The 21,817-nt window shown below is 66.0% G+C and carries 17 protein-coding genes; 13 read left to right on the forward strand and 4 right to left on the reverse strand.

The genetic code is table 11. The annotated features are described in order from the left end of the window. Positions 1-115: 115 nt before the first annotated feature. On the forward strand, positions 116-1,312 hold the full coding sequence (gene fdhA / locus DIE13_RS09585; protein WP_057927550.1) for a formaldehyde dehydrogenase, glutathione-independent: 1,197 nt from the start codon (positions 116-118) through the stop codon (positions 1,310-1,312). Between the two features lie 193 nt (positions 1,313-1,505). Continuing rightward, a complete protein-coding gene (locus DIE13_RS09590; protein WP_124826917.1) occupies positions 1,506-2,420 on the forward strand; it encodes a LysR substrate-binding domain-containing protein in 915 nt (304 codons plus the stop codon). On the opposite strand, the gene DIE13_RS09595 is transcribed toward DIE13_RS09590, so the two are convergent. Beyond that, on the reverse strand, positions 2,409-3,296 hold the full coding sequence (locus DIE13_RS09595) for a DMT family transporter (protein ID WP_124826918.1): 888 nt from the start codon (positions 3,294-3,296) through the stop codon (positions 2,409-2,411). The genes DIE13_RS09590 and DIE13_RS09595 overlap by 12 nt on opposite strands. Before the next feature lie 425 nt (positions 3,297-3,721). Beyond that, a complete protein-coding gene (locus DIE13_RS09600; protein WP_124826919.1) occupies positions 3,722-4,837 on the reverse strand; it encodes a GlxA family transcriptional regulator in 1,116 nt (371 codons plus the stop codon). Positions 4,838-5,193: 356 nt separating this feature from the next. Here DIE13_RS09600 and DIE13_RS09610 point away from each other — a divergent pair, with 356 nt between their 5' ends. From DIE13_RS09610 to DIE13_RS09660, 11 genes are all read left to right on the forward strand, one after another. Further along, positions 5,194-6,468 carry a serine hydroxymethyltransferase gene (locus DIE13_RS09610; RefSeq protein ID WP_124826921.1) on the forward strand — a complete coding sequence of 425 codons (1,275 nt, stop codon included), beginning with the start codon at positions 5,194-5,196 and terminating at the stop codon, positions 6,466-6,468. Between the two features lie 43 nt (positions 6,469-6,511). Then, positions 6,512-7,483: a dipeptidase gene (locus DIE13_RS09615; RefSeq protein ID WP_006488981.1), complete on the forward strand. Its 972-nt coding sequence runs from the start codon at positions 6,512-6,514 to the stop codon at positions 7,481-7,483. 135 nt (positions 7,484-7,618) lie between these two features. After that, positions 7,619-8,152, forward strand: a complete 534-nt coding sequence (locus DIE13_RS09620; protein ID WP_124826922.1) for a DUF5943 domain-containing protein — start codon at positions 7,619-7,621, stop codon at positions 8,150-8,152. A gap of 68 nt (positions 8,153-8,220) precedes the next feature. Next, complete coding sequence (locus tag DIE13_RS09625) at positions 8,221-10,284, forward strand: NADH:flavin oxidoreductase (RefSeq protein WP_124826923.1); 2,064 nt, start codon at positions 8,221-8,223, stop codon at positions 10,282-10,284. Between the two features lie 2 nt (positions 10,285-10,286). Further along, positions 10,287-12,212: a (Fe-S)-binding protein gene (locus tag DIE13_RS09630; RefSeq protein ID WP_124826924.1), complete on the forward strand. Its 1,926-nt coding sequence runs from the start codon at positions 10,287-10,289 to the stop codon at positions 12,210-12,212. 4 nt (positions 12,213-12,216) lie between these two features. Further along, positions 12,217-13,383 (forward strand): electron transfer flavoprotein subunit alpha/FixB family protein, encoded by a 1,167-nt coding sequence (locus DIE13_RS09635; protein ID WP_124826925.1) that lies wholly within the window; start codon positions 12,217-12,219, stop codon positions 13,381-13,383. Next, complete coding sequence (locus DIE13_RS09640) at positions 13,380-14,165, forward strand: electron transfer flavoprotein subunit beta/FixA family protein (RefSeq protein WP_124826926.1); 786 nt, start codon at positions 13,380-13,382, stop codon at positions 14,163-14,165. The genes DIE13_RS09635 and DIE13_RS09640 overlap by 4 nt, the downstream gene beginning before the upstream one ends. A 53-nt stretch (positions 14,166-14,218) precedes the next feature. After that, positions 14,219-15,460, forward strand: coding sequence for an aromatic ring-hydroxylating oxygenase subunit alpha (locus DIE13_RS09645; protein ID WP_124826927.1), 1,242 nt, complete (start codon positions 14,219-14,221; stop codon positions 15,458-15,460). A gap of 29 nt (positions 15,461-15,489) precedes the next feature. After that, positions 15,490-16,638, forward strand: coding sequence for a hybrid-cluster NAD(P)-dependent oxidoreductase (locus DIE13_RS09650; protein ID WP_124826928.1), 1,149 nt, complete (start codon positions 15,490-15,492; stop codon positions 16,636-16,638). A 135-nt stretch (positions 16,639-16,773) separates the two neighbouring features. Further along, positions 16,774-17,637, forward strand: coding sequence for a glycine betaine ABC transporter substrate-binding protein (locus tag DIE13_RS09655; RefSeq protein ID WP_124826929.1), 864 nt, complete (start codon positions 16,774-16,776; stop codon positions 17,635-17,637). A gap of 178 nt (positions 17,638-17,815) precedes the next feature. Then, a complete protein-coding gene (locus DIE13_RS09660; RefSeq protein ID WP_124826930.1) occupies positions 17,816-19,471 on the forward strand; it encodes an APC family permease in 1,656 nt (551 codons plus the stop codon). A gap of 293 nt (positions 19,472-19,764) precedes the next feature. Here the strand turns inward: DIE13_RS09660 and purU are convergent, their stop codons facing one another. Then, positions 19,765-20,652 (reverse strand): formyltetrahydrofolate deformylase, encoded by an 888-nt coding sequence (gene purU / locus DIE13_RS09665; protein ID WP_124826931.1) that lies wholly within the window; start codon positions 20,650-20,652, stop codon positions 19,765-19,767. Between the two features lie 205 nt (positions 20,653-20,857). After that, positions 20,858-21,784, reverse strand: a complete 927-nt coding sequence (locus DIE13_RS09670) for a choline sulfate utilization transcriptional regulator (RefSeq protein ID WP_124826932.1) — start codon at positions 21,782-21,784, stop codon at positions 20,858-20,860. Positions 21,785-21,817 lie beyond the last annotated feature (33 nt).

Below are 21,817 nucleotides of genomic sequence, written 5' to 3' on the forward strand. Positions count from 1 at the left end.
TGTCGCGTTTGAGACATCGGCGCCCCTGCCTCCGGGACTACTCTCGAACAGCACGTTGCGTGCGCGCCGCACCGGCGCGCAGCGGCGCCATCCAACGAGACATGGAGACAATACGATGAGCAGCAATCGAGGTGTCGTCTATCTTGGGCCGGGCAAGGTCGAAGTCCAGAAAATCGATTATCCGAAGATGGTCGATCCGACCGGCCGCGCCATCGGACACGGCGTGATTCTGAAGGTCGTCAGCACGAACATCTGCGGTTCCGACCAGCACATGGTGCGCGGCCGCACGACCGCGCCGGTCGGTCTCGTGCTCGGTCACGAGATCACGGGCGAAGTGGTCGAGGTGGGCCCCGACGTCGAGACGCTGAGGATCGGCGATCTGGTGTCGGTGCCGTTCAACGTCGCATGCGGCCGCTGCGCGATGTGCAAGGACACGCATACGGGCGTGTGCCTGAACGTGAACCCGTCGCGTGCCGGTGGCGCTTACGGCTACGTCGACATGGGCGGCTGGATCGGCGGCCAGGCCGAGTACGTGCTCGTGCCGTACGCCGACTTCAACCTGCTGAAATTCCCGGACCGCGATCAGGCGATGGCGAAGATTCGCGACCTGACCTGCCTGTCCGACATTCTGCCGACCGGTTATCACGGCGCGGTGAGCGCGGGCGTGAAGCCGGGCTCGACGGTCTACATCGCGGGCGCGGGCCCGGTCGGGATGGCGGCGGCCGCATCGGCGCGCCTGCTCGGCGCGGCGGTGACGATCGTCGGCGACATGAACGAGGAACGCCTCGCGCATGCGCGCGCGATGGGCTTCGAGACGGTCGACCTGTCGAAGGACGCGTCGCTCGGCGAGCAGATCGAGCAGATCCTCGGCGTGCCGGAGATCGACTGCGCGGTCGACTGCGTCGGCTTCGAGGCGCACGGCCACGGTTCGTCGGGCCATTCCGAGGAAGCGCCCGCGACCGTGCTGAACTCGCTGATGGAAATCACGCGGCCGGCCGGCGCGATCGGCATCCCGGGCCTGTACGTGACGGACGATCCGGGCGCGAAGGACAAGGCCGCGCAGCACGGCAGCCTCAGCATCCGCTTCGGCCTCGGCTGGGCGAAGTCGCACTCGTTCTTCACGGGGCAGACGCCGGTGCTGAAGTACAACCGCAACCTGATGCAGGCCATCCTGTTCGACCGTCTGCCGATCGCGAAGATCGTCAACGTCGAAGTGATCTCGCTCGATCAGGCGCCGGAAGGCTACAAGAAGTTCGACGGCGGCGCGCCGCGCAAATTCGTGATCGATCCGCACGGTTTGCTGGCAGCCTGACGTACGAACAGAAGAGGCGTGAAACGGGCGGTGCCGGAGACGGCACCGCCCGTTTTTGCTGTGGCGCAACGCGCGTCGTCATCGCTGCAGCCGTGGACGATAGCGGCGACCCCGATCGTCGCGGCCGGGCGTTTGCTGCGATAATCATCGCCCGATCCCGACCCTCTGTCGCCGTCCGGCGGCGACCGCACGGATGGCCAAGTCACTCCCTCTCGCCGCGCTGCACACCTTCGTCGAAGTGGCGCGCTGTGGCAGCATGAAGCAGGCGGCCGACCTGCTGTGCATTTCGCCGGGCGCGGTCAGCCAGCATGTCCGCAATCTAGAGGACCGGCTCGCCATGCGCCTGTTCGAGCGTACCGGGCGCGAGCTCGAGCTGACCGGCACGGGCCGCGCGCTGTTCGACCAGCTTGCCGGCGGGTTCAACGAGATCGAAGCCGCGTGGGCGGACGTTCACGGCGCGAACCGGCGCATCGTGCGGCTCGCCGTGACGACCACCGCGTCGTTCGCGAACACGTGGCTCGTGCAGCGCCTCGGCTCGTTCAATGCCGAATACCCCGAAATCGAAATCACCGTCGAGACGCGCGCGCAACTCGTCGACCTGCGGCGCGACTACGTCGACGTCGCGATTCGCCACGGATTGGGCCGTTATCCCGGGCACGCGGCGTTTCGCATCTGGACGCCCGAGATGTGGCCGGTCTGCAGCCCGCGATTGCTCGATCCGGCCCGCCCGATCCGCACGGCGGCCGATTGCCTGTCGTATCCGCTGCTGCAGGATGCCGATCGCGCCGACTGGACGCTATGGTTGCGCACGCAGGGGATCGAGGATGCGCGCACACCGCGCGGCGCGAGCTTCAGCGAGGACGCGTTGCTGATCAAGGCGGCCGTCGCCGGGCAGGGCATTGCGCTGGTCCGCGACATCTACGCGCGCGACGAAGTCGCGGCGGGGCGGCTCGCGCGCGTGCTCGCGCGGCCGTGGCCGACCGAGTTCTCCTATTACGTCGTATGCAGCGAAGCGCGTCAGCACGAGTGGAAGATCGTTGCGTTCCGCGACTGGCTGGCACGCGAGCTCGGCGAGCTCGACGACGATGCGCGTGGCCTATTGGTGTGACCTGCGCGCGACGCCAGACGAGAACCCCTTGATCTTGCCGGTCGCAAGCGCCGTGCCGAGCAGGATGACCGCGCACCCGGCGATCGTCTGGACGGTAATCGTCTCGTGCAGGAAGACCGCGCCCCACACGACGCCGAAGATCGGGATCAGGAACGTGACCGACGCCGCGTATTGCGCGCCGGCGTTGCGGATCAGCCCGAAATACAGCAGGTAGGCGACGGCCGTGCAGATCGCGCCGAGCAGCACCACGGCGATCCATGCGGACGCGGGAACCGGCGCGTGCGGCCACATCGGCACGGCCAGCGGCACGAGCACGATCGCCGCGAACAGCTGGCTGCCGAACGCCGACACGAACGGCCTGACGTTCGCCAGCTTGCGCTTCGAGTAATGCGCGGCGAATCCGTACGACAGCGTCGCGAGCATCGCGGCCGCGATCGCGCGCGGGGCGCCGGGCGCGCCGGCGCCGATCGCGGAGCCGGCCAGCACGACGACGCCGGCGAAGCCGACCGCGAGGCCGATCGCCTGCGGCTTCGTCAGCGGCACGCGCAGCCATACATACGCGACGAGCGCTGTCCACAACGGGGTCGTGGCGTTCAGGATCGAATCGGTGCCGGCGGACACGAACAACGCCGCATAGGTCAGCAGGCAGAACGGCAGCGCCGAGTTGGCGATGCCGACGACGAACAGCGGCGCCGCGTGCGCGCGGAATTCGCGTCGTGCATCGGCGCTGCGCAACACCGGCAGCAGCAGCACGGTGGCGATCGCCACGCGCAGCGCGATCAGCGGGACGGCGCCGAACGACGGCGCGCCCATGCGCATGAACAGAAACGACGCGCCCCAGATGGCAGCCAGGGTCACGAGCTGTAGTGCATTCATCGACGAACTCCGTTCAATGGGTCGGGCAACCCATTGAACGTCACACGTGCGTCGCGGTGCAAACCCGGTTTTGTGAGGGCCGGTTTAGAAAAATGAATCGGTGCGGGGGTGCGGGGGTGCGGGAGAGGCGGGAGAGGCGGCCCGCTTTGTGCGGGCTGGTAAATGCACCGTTTAACGTCAGTGCGTCCTGGGCATCGTGCGACGGTCCCGCTGCTCCAGTTAATTGCCCGGCGAACGTAACGGAAACGCACCGGGCATGGGGGAGTTGGCCGCCACAGCGGTCGTGTCGTCAGATGAAGCGGCTCGAAAGCACGAATCGAAAGTCAGCGTTTCTGCATGGCGTATGCGACCATGCCCTTACAACTTCTCGGCACCCGTTTCTTTAAGGCCGCTTTATTTTTCTACCGCATCACGCCGCACGCACGTCACGCATGAATCACATGCGCCGGAAATGCCATCCCCGGGCCTGCCGAACCCTGCGCGAGCGGGGCGACCTGCTTGCGACGTTCGCGCGTCGGCGCAACGCCGAAAGCATCGCGATAGCTCTTGCTGAAGTGGCACGCCGACTGGAACCCGCACGCCATCGTGATGTGCATGATCGACATGTCGGTCTGCAGCAGCAGTTCGCGCGCGCGGCGCAGCCGCAGCGTCAGGTAATAGTGCGTGGGCGTCATCCCGAGATGCTCGCGGAACAGCCGCTGCAGCTGACGCTGCGACATGTTCGCCAGCCGCGCGAGTTCCTCGCGCGACAGCGGCTCCTCGATGTTGTTCTCCATCAGCGAGATCACTTCGAACAGCGACTTGTTCGCCGAGCCCAGACGTGCGACGAGCGGCATCCGTTGTTGCGCGCTCGTGTCGCGCACGTGCTCGACGATGAACTGCTCGGCGATCTGCGTGACGCGCGCGGTGCCCACGCGCGCGGCGATCAGGTTCAGCATCATGTCGAGCGGCGCGACGCCGCCCGTGCACGTGATGCGGTCGCGATCGACCACGAACAGTTCCTTCAGGAAGCGCGTGTCCGGAAACTCTTCCTTCAGCGCCGACATGTTTTCCCAGTGGATCGCGCACGCGTAGCCCGCGAGCAACCCCGACTTCGCCAGTGCGTAGGTGCCCGTGCACAGGCTGCCGAGCGGCAGGCCCATGCGAGCAAAACGGCGCAGGGTCGAGAGGTGGGCGGGCGTCGTCGCGCGCTGCACGTCCACACCGCCGCACACGAAAACGATATCCGGCTGCCCCACGCATTCGGCCGGCCCCGTGTCGACCGTGAGCCCGTTGCTCGCCGTGACCGGGCCGCCTTCGGGGCTGATCACCGACCAGCGGTAGAGCGGCTGCCCGCTCAGGTAGTTCGCCATCCGAAGCACCTCGATCGCATTGGTGAACGCGATCATCGTGAAGTTCGGTAAGGGCATGAACGCGAAGTGGGACAGCGACGCTGTGCGGTCGGGCGACATGGGGAGCGTTCCTTGAATCTCTAATAGCTTTTGGCCCGAGGCACGGATCGGGCTGCCGTATTGTGTGAGCGAGCGCAACAAGCGTGCCATACGGCTAAACCCTAGCTCCATACGTTGTATGGGCGTAAGGCCGATGCTGCATTGCACCGTAAACGGGCTGCGCTGCACCTGGGACGAGCGGGGCAGGCACCGACGAAGTGCCTGTCCATAGGTGAACCGCGAGGGCCGGTTCGTTGGGTCATCCGGAAAAGCACGAGCGGTCACTTGTACAAAACGGACGTGCATGGCGGAAAAGGCAAAGAACGCGTCTAAATTCATCAATCCGCCGAAAATCCGAACGACAAGAATAGAGCCGTCGGCAGCCTTGCTCTGGACGCGCTGGAAACCCAGGTACGGCGGGCCTCGAGCTTCGGTTTTCCGCCCTTCATTCTTGTCACGGACGCACTATGTCGAACACCCAGCCTTTCTTCTCGCAGCCTCTTGCCGAGCGTGACGCGCCGGTGCGCAGTGCCATCCTCAAGGAGCTCGAGCGCCAGCAGTCGCAAGTCGAGCTGATCGCGTCGGAAAACATCGTGTCGCGCGCGGTGCTGGAAGCACAGGGTTCGGTGCTGACCAACAAGTATGCGGAAGGCTATCCTGGCAAGCGTTACTACGGCGGCTGCGAATTCGCGGACGAAGTCGAGGCGCTGGCGATCGAGCGCGTGAAGCAGATCTTCAACGCCGGCTACGCGAACGTGCAGCCCCACTCGGGCGCGCAGGCGAACGGCTCGGTGATGCTCGCGCTGGCCAAGCCGGGCGACACGGTGCTCGGCATGTCGCTGGACGCCGGCGGCCACCTGACGCACGGCGCGAAGCCGGCGCTGTCGGGCAAGTGGTTCAACGCGGTTCAGTACGGCGTGAACCGCGACACGATGCGAATCGACTACGACCAGGTTGAAGAACTGGCGCACCAGCACAAGCCGAATCTGATCATCGCCGGTTTCTCGGCATACCCGCGCGCACTGGACTTCGCTCGCTTTCGCGCGATCGCCGACAGCGTCGGCGCGAAGCTGATGGTCGACATGGCGCACATCGCGGGCGTGATCGCCGCCGGCCGCCATGCGAACCCGGTCGAGCATGCGCACGTCGTCACGTCCACCACGCACAAGACGCTGCGCGGCCCGCGCGGCGGCTTCGTGCTGACCAACGACGAAGAGATCGCGAAGAAGATCAACTCGGCCGTGTTCCCCGGCCTGCAGGGCGGCCCGCTGATGCACGTGATCGCCGGCAAGGCTGTCGCGTTCGGCGAAGTGCTGCATGCGGACTTCAGGACCTACATCGACAGCGTGCTCGCGAACGCGCAGGCGCTCGGCGAAGTGCTGAAGGCGGGCGGCGTGGATCTCGTCACCGGCGGCACCGACAACCACCTGCTGCTGGTCGACCTGCGCCCGAAGGGCCTGAAGGGCGCGCCGGTCGAGCAGGCGCTGGAGCGTGCGGGCATCACCTGCAACAAGAACGGCATTCCGTTCGACACCGAGAAGCCGACCGTCACGTCGGGCATCCGCCTCGGCACGCCGGCCGGCACGACGCGCGGCTTCGGCGTCGCGGAGTTCCGCGAGATCGGCCGCCTGATTCTCGAAGTGTTCGACGCGCTGCGCGCGAACCCGGAAGGCGACCATGCGACCGAACAGCGCGTGCGCCGCGAGATTTTCGCGCTTTGCGAGCGCTTCCCGATTTACTGATCGACGACCCCCACAAATACAGAGACTGGAGCGAGAGGCAGATATGAGCACGCTGCATCAGGACAGCATCATCATCGACGGACTGAACATTTCGAAGTTCGAGAAGCCGGTGTTCGAAGACATGCGCCGCGGCGGCATCACGGCCGCGAACTGCACGGTGTCGGTGTGGGAGAACTTCACCAAGACCGTCGACAACATCGGCGTGATGAAGAAGAAGATCCGCGACAACGGCGAACTGCTGACGCTGGTGCGCACGACGGACGACATCTTCCGCGCGAAGAAGGAAGGCAAGACGGGCATCATCCTCGGCTTCCAGAACGCACATGCGTTCGAGGACAACCTTGGCTACATCGAGGCGTTCGCCGACATGGGCGTGCGCGTCGTGCAGCTTTGCTACAACACGCAGAACCTGGTCGGCACGGGCTGCTACGAGCGCGACGGCGGCCTGTCGGATTTCGGTCGCGAAGTGATCACCGAGATGAACCGCGTCGGCATCATGGTCGACCTGTCGCACGTGGGCGGCAACACGTCGTCGGAAGCGATCGCGTTCTCGAAGAAGCCGGTGTGCTACTCGCACTGCCTGCCGTCGGGCCTGAAGGAACATCCGCGCAACAAGAGCGACGCCCAGCTGAAGGAAATCGCCGACGCAGGCGGTTTCGTCGGCGTGACGATGTTCGCGCCGTTCCTGAAGCGCGGGATCGAAGCGAACATCGACGACTACATCGAGGCGATCGACTACGTCGTGAACCTGATCGGCGAAGACGCGGTCGGCATCGGCACGGACTTCACGCAGGATTTCGCGAAGGAATTCTTCGACATGCTGACGCATGACAAGGGCCGCTATCGCCAGCTGACGAACTTCGGCAAGGTGATCAACCCGGACGGCATCCGCACGATCGGCGAATTCCCGAACCTGACGGCCGCGATGGAACGACACGGCTGGAAGGAGTCGCGCATCCGCAAGATCATGGGCGAGAACTGGGTGCGCGTGTTCAAGGACGTGTGGGGCGCATAAGCGCCCGCCGAGCCGAACCGCCACCAGCTCAACACTAGAAAAATCGGGACGTGCCAGCGCTTGCCGCGCGGGCACGCGGACGATGTCGCGCCCGCGCCCGAGCCGCGCGGCCACTTTCCTCACGGAGCCACAACGATGCAACCGCAACTGCCGATCAACGTCGATCCCGATACCGGCGTCTGGACCACCGACGCGCTGCCGATGCTGTACGTGCCGCGTCACTTCTTCACGAACAACCATGTCGCCGTCGAGGAAGCGCTCGGCGTCGAAGCGTATGCGGAGATTCTCTACAAGGCCGGCTACAAGTCCGCGTACCACTGGTGCGACAAGGAAGCGAAGCTGCACGGCCTGACCGGCATGGCCGTGTTCGAGCACTATCTGAAGCGCCTGTCGCAACGCGGCTGGGGCCTGTTCTCGATCATCGAAGCCGATCCGGCCAGCGCGCATGCCCGGATCGAGTTGCGCCACTCGTCGTTCGTACTCCAGCAGCCGGGCAAGGAAGGCAAGCTCTGCTACATGTTCGCGGGCTGGTTCGCCGGCGCGATGGACTGGGTCAACGACACGACGCCGGAAGGCAAGGGCGCGCCGCGCTCGCAGTCGAAGGAAGTGCAGTGTGCGGCCGAGCACCACGACCACTGCGTCTTCGAAGTGTCGCCGATCGCGCACTGACGTCCTGACCGACCGACACAGAACAACACCCGCAACACGAAACACACGAACGCCAGAGGTCGCCTGCGATGCGTTATCCCCACCTGTTCAAACCCATGCAGCTGAACCAGTTGACGCTGCGCAACCGGATCGTCAGCACCGCGCACGCGGAGGTGTATGCCGAGCCGGGCGGCCTGCCGGGCGACCGCTATATCCGCTACTACGAAGAGAAGGCGAAGGGTGGCGTCGGCCTGGCGATCTGCGGCGGCTCGAGCCCCGTGTCGATCGACAGCCCGCAGGGCTGGTGGAAATCGGTGAACCTGTCGAACGACAAGATCATCGATCCGCTGACGCGCCTGGCCGATGCGATGCACAAGCATGGCGCGAAGATCATGATCCAGGCCACGCACATGGGCCGCCGCTCGTCGTTCCACGGCGAGCACTGGCCGCACCTGATGTCGCCGTCGGGCGTGCGCGAGCCGGTGCATCGCGGTAACGCGAAGATCATCGAGATCGAGGAAATCCGCCGCATCATCGGCGACTTCGCGGCAGCCGCGAAGCGCGTGAAGGCGGCCGGCATGGACGGCATCGAAATCTCGGCCGCGCATCAGCACCTGATCGACCAGTTCTGGAGCAAGCGTTCGAACCATCGAACCGACGAATGGGGCGGCAGCCTCGAGAACCGTCTGCGCTTCGGCATCGAGGTGCTGACGGCCGTGCGCGAGGCAGTCGGCAAGGATTTCTGCGTCGGCCTGCGGATGTGCGGCGACGAATTCCACGAAGACGGCCTCGACCACGAAGCGCTGAAGGAAATCGCGCAGGCGATGTCGGAAACGGGCCTGATCGACTACCTGAGCGTGGTCGGTTCGGGCGGCGACACCCACAACACGATCGCCAATTGCATGCCGCCGATGGCGCTGCCGCCGGAGCCGTTCGTGCACCTCGCGGCCGGCATCAAGTCGGTGGTGAAGATTCCGGTGATGCACGCGCAGAGCATCCGCGATGCGGGTCAGGCCGAGCGCCTGCTCGCGAACGGCATGATCGACCTGGTCGGCATGACCCGCGCGCAGATCGCCGATCCGCACATGGTGATCAAGATCCGTGACGGCCGCGAAGACGAAATCAAGCAGTGCGTCGGCGCGAACTACTGCATCGACCGCCAGTACAACGGCCTCGACGTGCTGTGCATCCAGAACGCGGCCACCTCGCGCGAAGCGACGATGCCGCACATCATCGAGAAGTCGCGCGGTCCGAAGCGCAAGGTGGTGGTGGTCGGCGCGGGCCCCGCGGGGCTCGAGGCGGCACGTGTCGCGAAGCTGCGCGGCCACGACGTGGTGCTGTTCGAAAAGAACACCGAAGTGGGCGGCCAGGTGATGATCGCCGCGAAGGCGCCGCAGCGCGAACAGATGTCGGGGATCATCCGCTGGTTCGACATGGAAACCAGGCGCCTGGGCGTCGATCGCCGCCTCGGCGTCGCCGCCGACGAGAAGATGATCATGGCCGAGAAGCCGGACATCGTCGTGCTCGCCACCGGCGGTTCGAGCTTCACGTGGCAGGTGCCTGCCTGGGGCGTGGCCGAAGGGCTCGCCGTCAGCTCGTGGGACATCCTGACCGGCAAGGTCGAGCCGAAGCAGAACGTGCTGCTGTTCGACGGCGTGAGCACGCATGCGGGCGCGGGCGTCGCCGACTTCATGGCGAGCCGCGGCTCGAAGGTCGAGGTCGTGACGCCCGACGTGAAGGTAGCCGACGATTGCGGCGGCACGACGTTCCCGATCTTCTACCGCCGCCTGTATGCGCTCGGCGTGATCCCGACGCCGAATTACATGCTCGATCGCGTGTACGAAGAGGACGGCAAGAAGATCGCCGTGCTGCGCAACGAATACACCGAAGAACTGGAAGAGCGTGCGGTCGACCAGGTGGTGATCGAAAACGGTTCGTCGCCGAACGACGACCTGTACTGGAAGCTCAAGCCTGAATCGGTGAACCGCGGCCAGATCGATCCGCACACGCTGTTCGCGGCCGAGCCGCAGCCGTGCCTGTCGGAAGAGCTGGGCAACGGCCGCTTCCTGCTGTTCCGTGTCGGCGACTGCATCTCGATGCACAACGTCCACGGTGCGATCTATGACTCGCTGCGTCTCGTCAAGGATTTCTAAAGATGAATCCGGCTTTCCTCATTACCGCACTGCTGTGGCTGTCGGTGGCGGGGCTCGCGTTCGCGGTCGCGAAGCGCTCGTCCTACTGGCGTCTCGGGCGCGCCACCGCACCCGGCTCGTTCGGCGTCGCGAACCTGTTCGCGATTCCGAAACGCTACTTCGTCGACCTGCACCACGTGGTTGCCCGCGATCCGTACATCGCGAAGACCCACGTCGCGACCGCGGGCGGAGCGATCGCCGCGCTCGCACTGGTGTTCGTCAACTACGGCCTCGCGATCTACTCGCCGTGGCTCGACAAGCTGATCTTCCTCGCGGCGCTCGCGATGCTCGTCGGCGCGGTGTTCGTATGGCGCCGTCGTGCGGCGAAGGACGTGCCCGCACGCCTGTCGCGCGGCCCGTGGAATACGCTGCCGTGGATGCTCGGTTCGTTCGCGCTGGGCCTCGTGCTGTTCATGGTGGTGCCGACCGGCGCGATGTCCGGCGCCTTTGCGGTGCTCTGCGCGCTGCTGATCGGTGCCGGTGCATTCACGATGACCGTCGGCGCCGCAAAGGGCGGCCCGATGAAGCATGCGATCGCCGGCCTGCTGCACCTCGCGTTCCACCCGCGCCAGGAGCGTTTTGCGGCTACCCGTGATTCGTTCACGGGTAGCGGCACGGCCACGCCGCCGACCGCGCTGAAGCTGCCGGACATTGCGCACGAGGAGTACGGTGTCGCGAAGCCCGTCGAATTTCGCTGGAACCAGCTGTTGAGCTTCGACGCGTGCGTGCAGTGCGGCAAGTGCGAAGCCGCATGCCCCGCGTTCGCGTCGGGCCAGCCGCTGAACCCGAAGAAACTGATCCAGGATCTCGTTGTCGGGATGGCGGGCGGCACCGATGCCGCGTACGCCGGCAGCCCGACGCCGGGCCTCGCGGTCGGCCAGCATCGCGGCGAGCCGAACGGCCCGATCGTGTCCGGCCTGATCGAGGAGCAGACGCTGTGGTCGTGCACGACCTGCCGTGCCTGCGTGCAGGAATGCCCGATGCTGATCGAGCACGTCGACGCGATCGTCGACATGCGCCGCAACCGCACGCTGGTGCACGGTACGGTGCCGGGCAAGGGCCAGGAAGTGCTGGCGAACCTGCGCGAGACCGGCACGATGGGCGGCTACGACACGGCCGCACGCTACGACTGGTCGGTCGACCTGAACGCGCCCGTCGCGCAAGCCGGCAAGCCGGTCGACGTGCTGTTCGTCGCAGGCGAAGGCGCGTTCGACATGCGCTACCAGCGCACGCTGCGCGCGTTCGTCAAGGTGCTGAACAAGGCCGGCGTCGACTACGCGGTGCTCGGCGGGACCGAGACCGATACCGGTGACGTCGCCCGCCGCCTCGGCGACGAAGCGACGTTCCAGCAGATGGCAAAGCGCCTGATCGCGACGCTCGGCTCGCTGTCGTACAAGCAGATCGTAACGGCCGACCCGCACGTGATGCACAGCCTGCGCAACGAATACCGCGCGCTCGGGCTGCGCGTGACGGTCAAGCATCACACGACGTACCTCGCGGAGCTGGCCGATACCGGCAAGATCGCGCCGAAGGCCGTCGAAGCGCTGCGCGAAAAGCGCACCACGTATCACGACCCGTGCTACCTCGGCCGCTACAACGGCGAAACGGAATCGCCGCGCAAGCTGCTGAAGAAGATCGGCATCCAGGTCGTCGAGATGGAGCGCAATGGCATGCGCGGCCGCTGCTGCGGCGGTGGCGGCGGTGCACCGCTGACCGACATCCCGGGCAAGCAGCGTATTCCCGATATCCGTATCGCCGACGCACGCGCGATCGGTGCGGACGTGGTCGCGGTCGGTTGCCCGAACTGCACGGCGATGCTCGAAGGCGTCGTGGGCCCGCGCCCCGACGTGCTTGACGTGGCCGAACTCGTTGCCGCCTCGCTGGAGTGAATCGATGAACACGATCAAACGAATCGATCCGCGCCGGCCGTTCATCATCACGGCCGAGGGCCTGAAGCGCATCACGCTCGGCGAGGAAGGCAGCGCCGATGCGAACGCGCAATGGTCTGCGCACGGTCACGGCGTGGCGGCTGCGAAGCCGCGCCGCGCGGTGCAGGATCCGAAGCACGTGATGCTGGTGGTGGCGCACACCGAACGCGGCGCGCTCGACGATCACACGCGGCAGGCGATCGCCGCCGCCGCGGTGCTCGCCGACGCGCAGACGGAAGTCGCGCTGCTGGCATTCGGCGAACTGAAGGACGACGCCGCGGAACTCGGCGTCGACAAGCTGATCGAGCTGGCCGATTTCGACCGTCGCGCGTTTGCGCCTGAAAGCGAATTGCAGGCATTGCTGGCCTGCGCGGCGGCACTCGCGCCGAAGCACGTGTTCGTGCCCGACAACGCGACCGGCGACGGCGACCTCGGCCGGCGTTACGCGGCAGCCGCCGGAGCGAGCGTCGCGACCCACGTGGTCGAGATCGACGCGAAGCATGTCGGCGCGTATGCGCAGGCCGGACGGGCGTTCGCGACGCGCGGGCTGCCCGACGTGATCCTGCTCGCGCAGAACGCGGTCGAAGCGAAACTGCCGTTCGTCGGCGCGGGCGAGCGCCTGGCGGCCGGCTTCATCCGCCCGGCCGGCGACGCGGCGCAGACGTACCGCGATCTCGGCCTCGAGGAAATCGATGCGGCTCAGGTCGCGCTCGAGGAAGCCGACTTCATCGTGTCCGCCGGCAACGGCGTGTCCGACATCGGCGCGTTCGAGCGCCTCGCCGGCGCATTCGGCGCGGCGATCGGCGCGAGCCGCGTCGCGGTCGACAACGGTCACTTCACGCGCGACAAGCAGGTGGGGGCGACCGGCAAGACGGTCGAGGCGAGCGTGTACATCGCGTTCGGCATCTCCGGCGCGGTGCAGCATCTGCAGGGGATCAAGGACTGCCGCCACGTGATCGCCGTGAACCTCGACGGTAGCGCGCCGATCGCGAAGCGCGCGAACCTGACGGTGGTGGGCGACGCGCAGGCGACCATCGCCGCGCTGATCGAACAGGTGCAGGCCGCGCGCGCGTCGCGCGGACAATCGCCGGCTGCGGTCGGCAGCCGTGAAACGGAAGGAGTCGCAGCATGAACGCCCCCCGCCAGTTGCAACGCATCGCGGTGCTCGTGTCCGTGGGCCGACACCCCGTCAGCGGTGCCGCGCGCTACAGCCGCAACGACGCGGCCGCGCTCGAAGCAGGCCGCCAGCTCGCGGAGAAGCATCGCGCGCAGCTCGACGTGATCCACGCGGGCGACCCTGCGAATGAAGCGCTTGCTGAATACCTCGCGCTCGGCGCGCGGCAGGTCGAAGTGCTGGCCTGCCGCGACGGCGACGATGCCGCGCATGCGCTCGCCGCGCGCGTCGAAGACTACGACCTCGTGCTGACCGGCACCCGTGCCGAGGGCGCGTACGACACCGGGATGCTGCCGTATCGCGTCGCCGCGACGCTCGGCTATCCGCTCGTCGGCTCGGCCGTCGACGTGACGGTCGAAGGCGGCCGCGCGGCCGTGCGGCAATTCTTGCCGAAAGGGCTGCGGCGGCGCGTCGACGCGGCGCTGCCGGCCGTCATCGCGGTTCATCCGCTCGCCAACGCACAGCCGCGCTATGCGTATGCGCGGCTGCGGGCCGGCGCGATCCGTCCAGCGCTCGCGGCGACCGGTGCGGATGCCGACGCCGCCGCGTGGCGGGTCGGTCCGATCGAGCGTAAACCCGTAAAGCTCGTGGCTGCCGAGAAGCGCTCCGGGCATGCGCGGATGCTGTCCGCGACGACGACCGAAAGCCGTGGCGGCAACGTCGTAAATGAAGGGAGTTCAGTCGAAAAAGCACAAGTGATCCTCGCGTATTTGCGCGAGCATCAACTCATCGACTACTGAATTTTGATGCCTGTCGGCAACCACACTGGGATGCAAGGAATCCGGAGCAAACGATGAAAGTATCGGCAGACATTCGCGCACTGATCGAGCGACGCAAGGAAGGTTACAGCCTCGAGGCGCCGTTCTATACGAGCGAGGAAATTTTCGCCCTCGACATGGAGGCGATTTTCCGCCAGCACTGGATCCAGGTGGCGGTCGAACCGGATATTCCCGAGCCGGGCGACTACGTGACCGTGGAACTGGGCAGCGACTCGATCCTGATCGTGCGCGACGACGACATGGAAATCCGCGCGTTCCACAACGTGTGCCGCCACCGCGGCGCGCGTCTGTGCAACGAGGACAAAGGCTCGGTCGGCAACATCGTGTGCCCGTACCACAGCTGGACCTACAACCTGACAGGCCAGTTGATGTTCGCCGAGCACATGGGCGAGAAGTTCGACCGCTGCAAGCACAGCCTGAAGTCCGTGCATGTGCAGAATCTGGCGGGCCTGATCTTCGTGTGCCTTGCCGACGAGCCGCCCGCCGACTTCGCGCAGTTGCGCGCCGAGATGGAGCCGTACCTGCTGCCGCACGATCTGCCGAATACGAAGATCGCCGCGCAGATCGACATCATCGAGGAAGGCAACTGGAAGCTCACGATGGAGAACAACCGCGAGTGCTATCACTGCGTCGCGAACCATCCGGAGCTGACGATCTCGCTGTACGAATACGGCTTCGGCTACCAGCGCTCCGACGCGAACGCCGAAGGCATGGACGCCTTCGCGGAAACCTGCGTGCGCCGCGGCAAGGAGTGGGCCGAGATGGGGCTGCCGTCCGCCGAAATCGAAAAGCTGCTCGACGTGACGGGTTTCCGCACGCAGCGCCTGCCGCTCGACCGCCACGGCGAATCGCAGACGCTCGATGCGAAGGTCGCGTCGAAGAAGCTGCTCGGCCAGTTCGACCAGGCCGACCTCGGCGGCCTGTCGTTCTGGACGCAGCCGAACTCGTGGCACCACTTCATGAGCGATCACATCGTGACCTTCTCGGTGATTCCGCTGTCGGCCGGCAAGACGCTCGTGCGCACCAAGTGGCTCGTGAACAAGGATGCAAAGGAAGGCATCGACTACGACGTGAAGAACCTCACGGCCGTGTGGAATGCGACCAACGACCAGGATCGCGCGCTCGTCGAATTCTCGCAGCGCGGCGCGACCAGCAGCGCGTACGAGCCGGGCCCGTACTCGCCGTTCACGGAAGGTCTCGTCGAAAAATTCTCGGCCTGGTACATCGGCCGGCTCGCCGAAAAAACCGGCGCGTAGTACTTGGTAGCGAACAAGCGGAGCAAGACATGATGCGAGATGCGGCCAATTTCGAGCCGGCGGACAGCCGGGTAACGCACCCGGCGTTCTGGAGCGCGCTGCCCGAGCGCTGGACGAGCGACGTCGAGGAAACGCTGGTGTGCTGCCACGTGCGGCAGGAAACCCACGACGTGAAGAGCTTCTTCTTCCGTTCGCCGCAAGGCCGTGCGTTCTCGTTCGAGCCCGGGCAGTTCATCACGCTCGAACTCGACATCGAAGGCGAGACGATCAACCGGTGCTACACGATCTCGTCGTCGCCGGCGCGGCCGCACACGATCTCGATCACGGTCAAGCGCGTGCCGGGCGGCAAGGTGTCGAACTGGCTGCACGACAACCTGCAGCCGGGCGCGTCGGTTCGCGTGCTCGGCCCGGCCGGCGAATTCACGTGCGCACGGCATCCGGCGCGCAAGTACCTGTTCCTGTCGGCAGGCTCGGGCGTCACGCCGCTGATGTCGATGAGCCGTGCGCACCATGATCTCGCGGAGGATCGCGACATCCTGTTCGTGCATAGCGCACGCACGCCGGACGACATCATCTTCGCGCGCGAACTCGACCTGATCGCCTCGAACCATACGAACTTCCGCACGTCGTTCGTCGTCGAGCGCGTCGGTGCGCGCACCAACTGGCCGGGCGTCACGGGCTTCCTGACGCTGCCGCTGCTCAAGCTGATCGCACCGGACTTCATGGAGCGCGAGATCTTCACGTGCGGCCCCGCGCCGTACATGAAGGCCGTGCGCGACCTGCTCGACGAGGCCGGTTTCGATCGCAAGCAGTATCACGAGGAAAGCTTCTCGTTCGAGACGCTCGCGCAGACCGCGAGCGACGAAGTGCTCGCCGAACTCGTGCCGGCGGCCGACGGCGTCGACGCCGCGACGAGGCAGTACACGGTCAGCTTCGCGAAGAGCAACCGCGAGATCGCATGCGGCTCCGGGCAGCATGTGCTCGACGCGGCGCGCCAGTCCGGCGTGCGGCTTCCCGCTTCGTGCACGCAGGGCATGTGCGGCACCTGCAAGGTGAAGCTCGTGTCGGGGCAAGTCGAGATGAAGCACAACGGCGGCATCCGCCAGCGCGAGATCGACCAGGGAATGGTGCTGCTGTGCTGCAGCAAGCCGTTGTCGGATCTCGTGATCGACAAATAAAGCAGACGCGCCATCGGTCGGCCCGGAGGCGTCGCCTCCGGACAAGCATCCGTCGCAAAACAACCGGACCGCCGAATTGTGGTTGAAGAACCTAGAGAGACAACGCGCGGTGTGCGCATATCAAGGAGATCGACCATGAAACTGTTTGGAAAAATTCTGTGGACCGCTGCGCTGTCGGCGATGGTGGCGTTGAGCGCGTCGGCGCTCGCCGACACGAAACCGACGTTGAAGATCGGCTACGTCGAAGGCTGGGACGACAGCGTCGCGACGTCCAACGTCGCCGCGCGCGTGATCGAGAAGAAGCTCGGCTACCAGGTCCAGCTCGTGCCGGTCGCTGCCGGGATCATGTGGCAGGGTGTGGCACGCGGCGACCTCGATGCGACGCTGTCCGCATGGTTGCCCGTCACGCACGGCTCGTACTGGGACGAGTACAAGGCGAAGGTCGTCGATCTGGGCGCGAATTTCCCCGATGCGAAGATCGGCCTGATCGTGCCGGCCTACGTGAAGGCGAAGAGCATCGACGACCTGAACGCCGAGAAAAGCAGCTTCGGCGGCCGCATCGTCGGCATCGATGCGGGCGCGGGCGTGATGCGCAAGACGGACGATGCGATCAAGAGCTACGGATTGAACTACACGCTGATGCCGAGTTCGGGCAGTGCGATGACGGCCGAACTGTCGCGCTCCATCAATGCGAACAAGCCGGTGATCGTGACCGGCTGGGCGCCGCACTGGATGTTCGCGAAGTGGAAACTGCGCTTCCTCGAGGATCCGAAGAAGGTGTTCGGCGGCGCGGAACACGTCGACAGCGTCGTGAATCCGCAGCTCGAAACGAAGGCCAAGCCGGTTGTCGCGTTCCTGAAGAAATTCCAGTGGAAGCCGGGCGAAATCGACAGCGTGATGCTCGCGATCCAGAGCGGTTCGAAGCCGGAAGCAGCCGCCGATGCCTGGATTGCAGCGCATGCGGACCGCGTGAATTCGTGGACTGACGGCGTGCAGTAAGCCCGCGGCGATTCGCCACGCACAACACCATAACAACATGCCGGGAATGGCATGCAGGAATCCGAAACAATCGTGATTCGATGCAGCCATATCCCGGTTTTCTTTTACCGATTCTGCAAAAAAGCGCATAAGTTGTTACACTACGGCCCTTGTGCGGAGTCATCACAGGAGGAATTGGATGAGTCAGGCAGGACTGCGTGCGAACCGCACCAGTGATGTTGGAACAACCATCTCACATGATTCGACGGGCCACACGCTGCATCGTGGCCTGACTTGGAAGGATGCATTTTGGGTAACGAGCGGCGTGCCGGCTGGCGTGCTGTTCACGATCGGCGGAGTCTGTACGACGATCGGCCAGCCCGCGTGGGCGATCTGGATCGCCGCGATCACGATGGGGCTGATTCAAAGCGCGACTTATGCGGAAATATCGGGGCTATTTCCCCATAAATCGGGCGGCGCGTCGGTGTACGGCGCGATCGGCTGGGTCCGTTACAGCAAGCTGATTGCCCCGGTTTCCGTGTGGTGCAACTGGCTCGCGTGGTCGCCGATGCTCGCGCTCGGCTGCGGCCTCGCGGCGAGCTATGCGCTCACGAGTCTCTTTCCCGCCGATGCGGCGGTGCTGCACTGGCAGCTCAGGATCGCGGATCTCGGTTTCATCAAGCCGGGCCTGTCCCTGAGAATCAACGCGACGTTCATCATCGCGACGATCCTGCTTCTCATCACGTTCAAGCTTCAGCACAGCGGTGCGTCGAAGGCTGCACGTACGCAACGCATTCTCGGCATTGCATCGCTCACGCCGCTGCTGATCGTCGGCATCGTGCCGTTCGTCACCGGCGACGTGCCGATGTCGAACCTGCTCCCGCTGCTGCCGCTCGGTCACGACGCGCACGGCAACCTCACGGCCGCGACGTTCGGCTCGTGGAACGGGCAGGGCGTCACGATGGCGCTCGGCGCGATGTTCATGGCGGGATGGGCGTCGTACGGTTTCGAGACGGCCGTGTGCTACACGCGCGAATTCCGCGATCCTAGTCGCGACACCGCGAAGGCGATCTTCTGGTCGGGCGCGCTGTGTCTCGTCGTGATGACGCTCGTGCCGATGGCGTTCCAGGGCGCGCTCGGCACGCAGGCGATGCTCGATCCGGCGATTGGCGACGGCACGGGTGTCGCGGCCGCGATGGCGAAGATTGTCGGTGGCGGCGCGTGGGTCGCGAATGCGGTCGTCGTGATGCTGATGCTGTCGATCCTGCTGATCGTGATGACGTCGATGATGGGATCGTCGCGCACGCTGTACCAGGCATCGGTCGACGGCTGGCTGCCGAAGTACCTGTCGCACGTGAACGAGCATGGCTCGCCCACGCGCGCGATGTGGACCGATCTCGGCTTCAACCTCGTGTTGCTGATGATGTCGGACTACATGACGGTGCTGTCGATCTCGAACGTCTGCTACATGTTGTTCGTATTCCTGAACCTTCAGTCGGGCTGGATCCACCGGATGGACCGCGGCAACTGGGATCGGCCGTTCCGCTGCCCGACGTGGCTGCTCGTCGCGGGCTCGATCTGCGGCTATGCGAACCTCGTCTACGTCGGCGCGGGTGCGAACCTGCAGGGCGAAGGCACGCTGCGCAACGGGCTGATCGCGATGCTGCTGATCGTGCCGGTGTTCCTGTTCCGCCACTACTGGCAGGATCGCGGCCGTTTCCCCGCGCAGATGCAGCGCGACATGGAGCTCGAAGTGCCGAAGCGCGCGATGTGGCTGAATCTGATGCCGTATGCGGCGCTGATCGGGGCGGCGCTCACGATCTGGCTGTCGCATTACCTTGCGTGGGTGAAGTGACGCGCGAGGCTGCGTGACGGTGCGCGACGCCCGCAAGCCGCACGCGGGCGTTGCGATCGATCATGCGGCACCGACGAAGCCCGACCGGCATGCAAGCGGTCGGGCTTTCGTCGTTCATGGGGAGGCGGCGTCGCCGCCTGCATCGCCCGCTTCGCGCGATCGAAGCCGCTTGATTTCGGGAATGACCGGTTTCGGACGGCGCGCGTCCCGGGCGCGGCGAATCGGCACGGCGCCTGCGCGCGTGCCGGCGGCTTGCGCGTGACGAGCGGTCGGTCCCGCCCGCTCGTCACGCGTTACGGAAACACCACCGTCCGGTCGCCGTTCAGGAACACCCGCCGTTCGATGAACGCCTTCACCGCCCGCGCGAGCGTGATGGATTCGACGTCACGCCCCACCGCGAGCAGTTGCTCCGGCCGCAACGCGTGATCGACACGCTCGACCACCTGCTCGATGATCGGGCCTTCGTCGAGATCGTCGGTCACGAAGTGGGCGGTTGCGCCGATCAGCTTCACGCCGCGCGCATGCGCCTGGTGATACGGCTTCGCGCCCTTGAAGCCGGGCAGGAACGAGTGATGGATGTTGATCGCGCGGTTCGCGAGTTTCGCGCTCGTTTCCTGCGACAGCACCTGCATGTAGCGCGCGAGGATCACGAGTTCGGCGCCGCTCGACTCGAAGAAGTCGAGCCACTGTGCTTCCTGCTGCGCCTTGGTGTCGGCCGTGATCGGGAAGTGCCGGAACGGCAGCCCGTGCTGCGTGGCGAGCGATTCGAAGTCCGGATGGTTCGACACGATGCCGACGATGTCCATCTTCAGCTCGCCCATCCGCCAGCGGAACAGCAGGTCCGCGAGGCAGTGCTCGAGCTTCGACACCATGATCAGCACCTTGGGGCGCGCGCTCACGTCGTGGATCGCCCACTGCGCATCGCCTTCGGCGTTGCCGCCGAGCTTGGCTGCGATCGGGCCGAACTCCTGGCGCAGTGCGTCGATCTGCAGCGTCTCATCCGTCGGATGAAACACGCAGCGCACGAAGAAGTGGTTGCTGAGATCGTCGTCGAACACGTTCAGCGCATCGACATAGCAGCGATGGCGCTCGAGAAAGCCGACGACGGCGGCGACCTGGCCGGCCGCGCTCGGGCACGACAGCGTCAGGACGAATTGATCGGGGCGTGAGTCGGCAGTCATGAGAATCCTCGGGTGTCATGGGGCGCGAACCCTCGCGGCGGCGCACCGGGGTGCCGCGCGACGCGGGTAGCGGGAGACTCAAGTAAATCAGGACGATTTTTGCGCGGATAGAACCAACGCGCCGTGTGGCTGGTATCGGTACGCCAGCACGGACGGACGGCGCGCAGCCGGTCATGCGGCGGTTTTCAGGCCGCCGGGCGGCCGGTCATGCCGGCGCGCAGGCGTCGAGCAGCCAGCGCCGGAACACATGGGTCGCGTCCGGCTCGGGCCGCTGCGGCGGCCGCACGAGGAAGTAGCCGCGCGACGTGACGACCGGCGCGTCGACGAGCTTCACCAGTTGCCCGGACGCGACGAGCTCGTCGACGAGCGGCGACCAGCCGAGCGCGACGCCCTCGCCGAGCAGTGCAGCATGGATCACGAGCGCATAGCTGTTGAATGTCACGCCGCGCGCGGCGGCCGGCGCATCGAGGCCATGCGCGTCGAACCAGCCGGCCCACGACAGCCAGCGCTCGGGGCGTGTCGGCTGCACGTGCAGCAGCGGCAGCGCATGCAGGTGGTCGGGCCGCGCGACGTGCGGGTGCGCGGCGCGAAACGCCGGCGAGCAGACGGGCGTGACCGATTCCGGAAAGAGGCGCGCGGCCGTGCACGACGGCCAGTGGCCGTCGCCGAACAGGATCGCGATGTCGGCATGGTCGCGCTGCGCGTCGTAATCCTGCGACGTGACGACCCGCACGTCGACGTCCGGCATCACGTGCTTCAGGCCGGCCAGGCGCGGCATCAGCCAGTAGGTGGCGAACCCGAAATCCGTGACGATCGTGAGCGCACCGTGCTCGCGGCGCGCGCGCAGCGTCGCCGTGGCGCCGCGCAGCGTATCGAGGCTCTGCCGCACCGCTTCGTACAGGCACTGGCCGTCGGTCGTCAGTGTGACGCCGCGCGGGCTGCGCTCGAACAGCGGCACGCCGAGCTCCGCCTCCAGCTGGAACACCTGCTGGCTCACGGCCGGCTGCGTCGAGCCCAGCTCGCGTGCGGCGGCCGTGAAGCTCGCGAGACGGGCGGCCGATTCGAACGCGCGCAGCGCCTGCATCGACGGTAACGCTTCGGGTTTCGACATAAGTCTCTCTAATGGCCCCATAAGGGGAGGATGCCTTCCCGCCCGAATTCGGGC

The organism is Burkholderia sp. Bp9016, assembly GCF_003857765.1.
Taxonomy (GTDB): Bacteria; Pseudomonadota; Gammaproteobacteria; order Burkholderiales; family Burkholderiaceae; genus Burkholderia.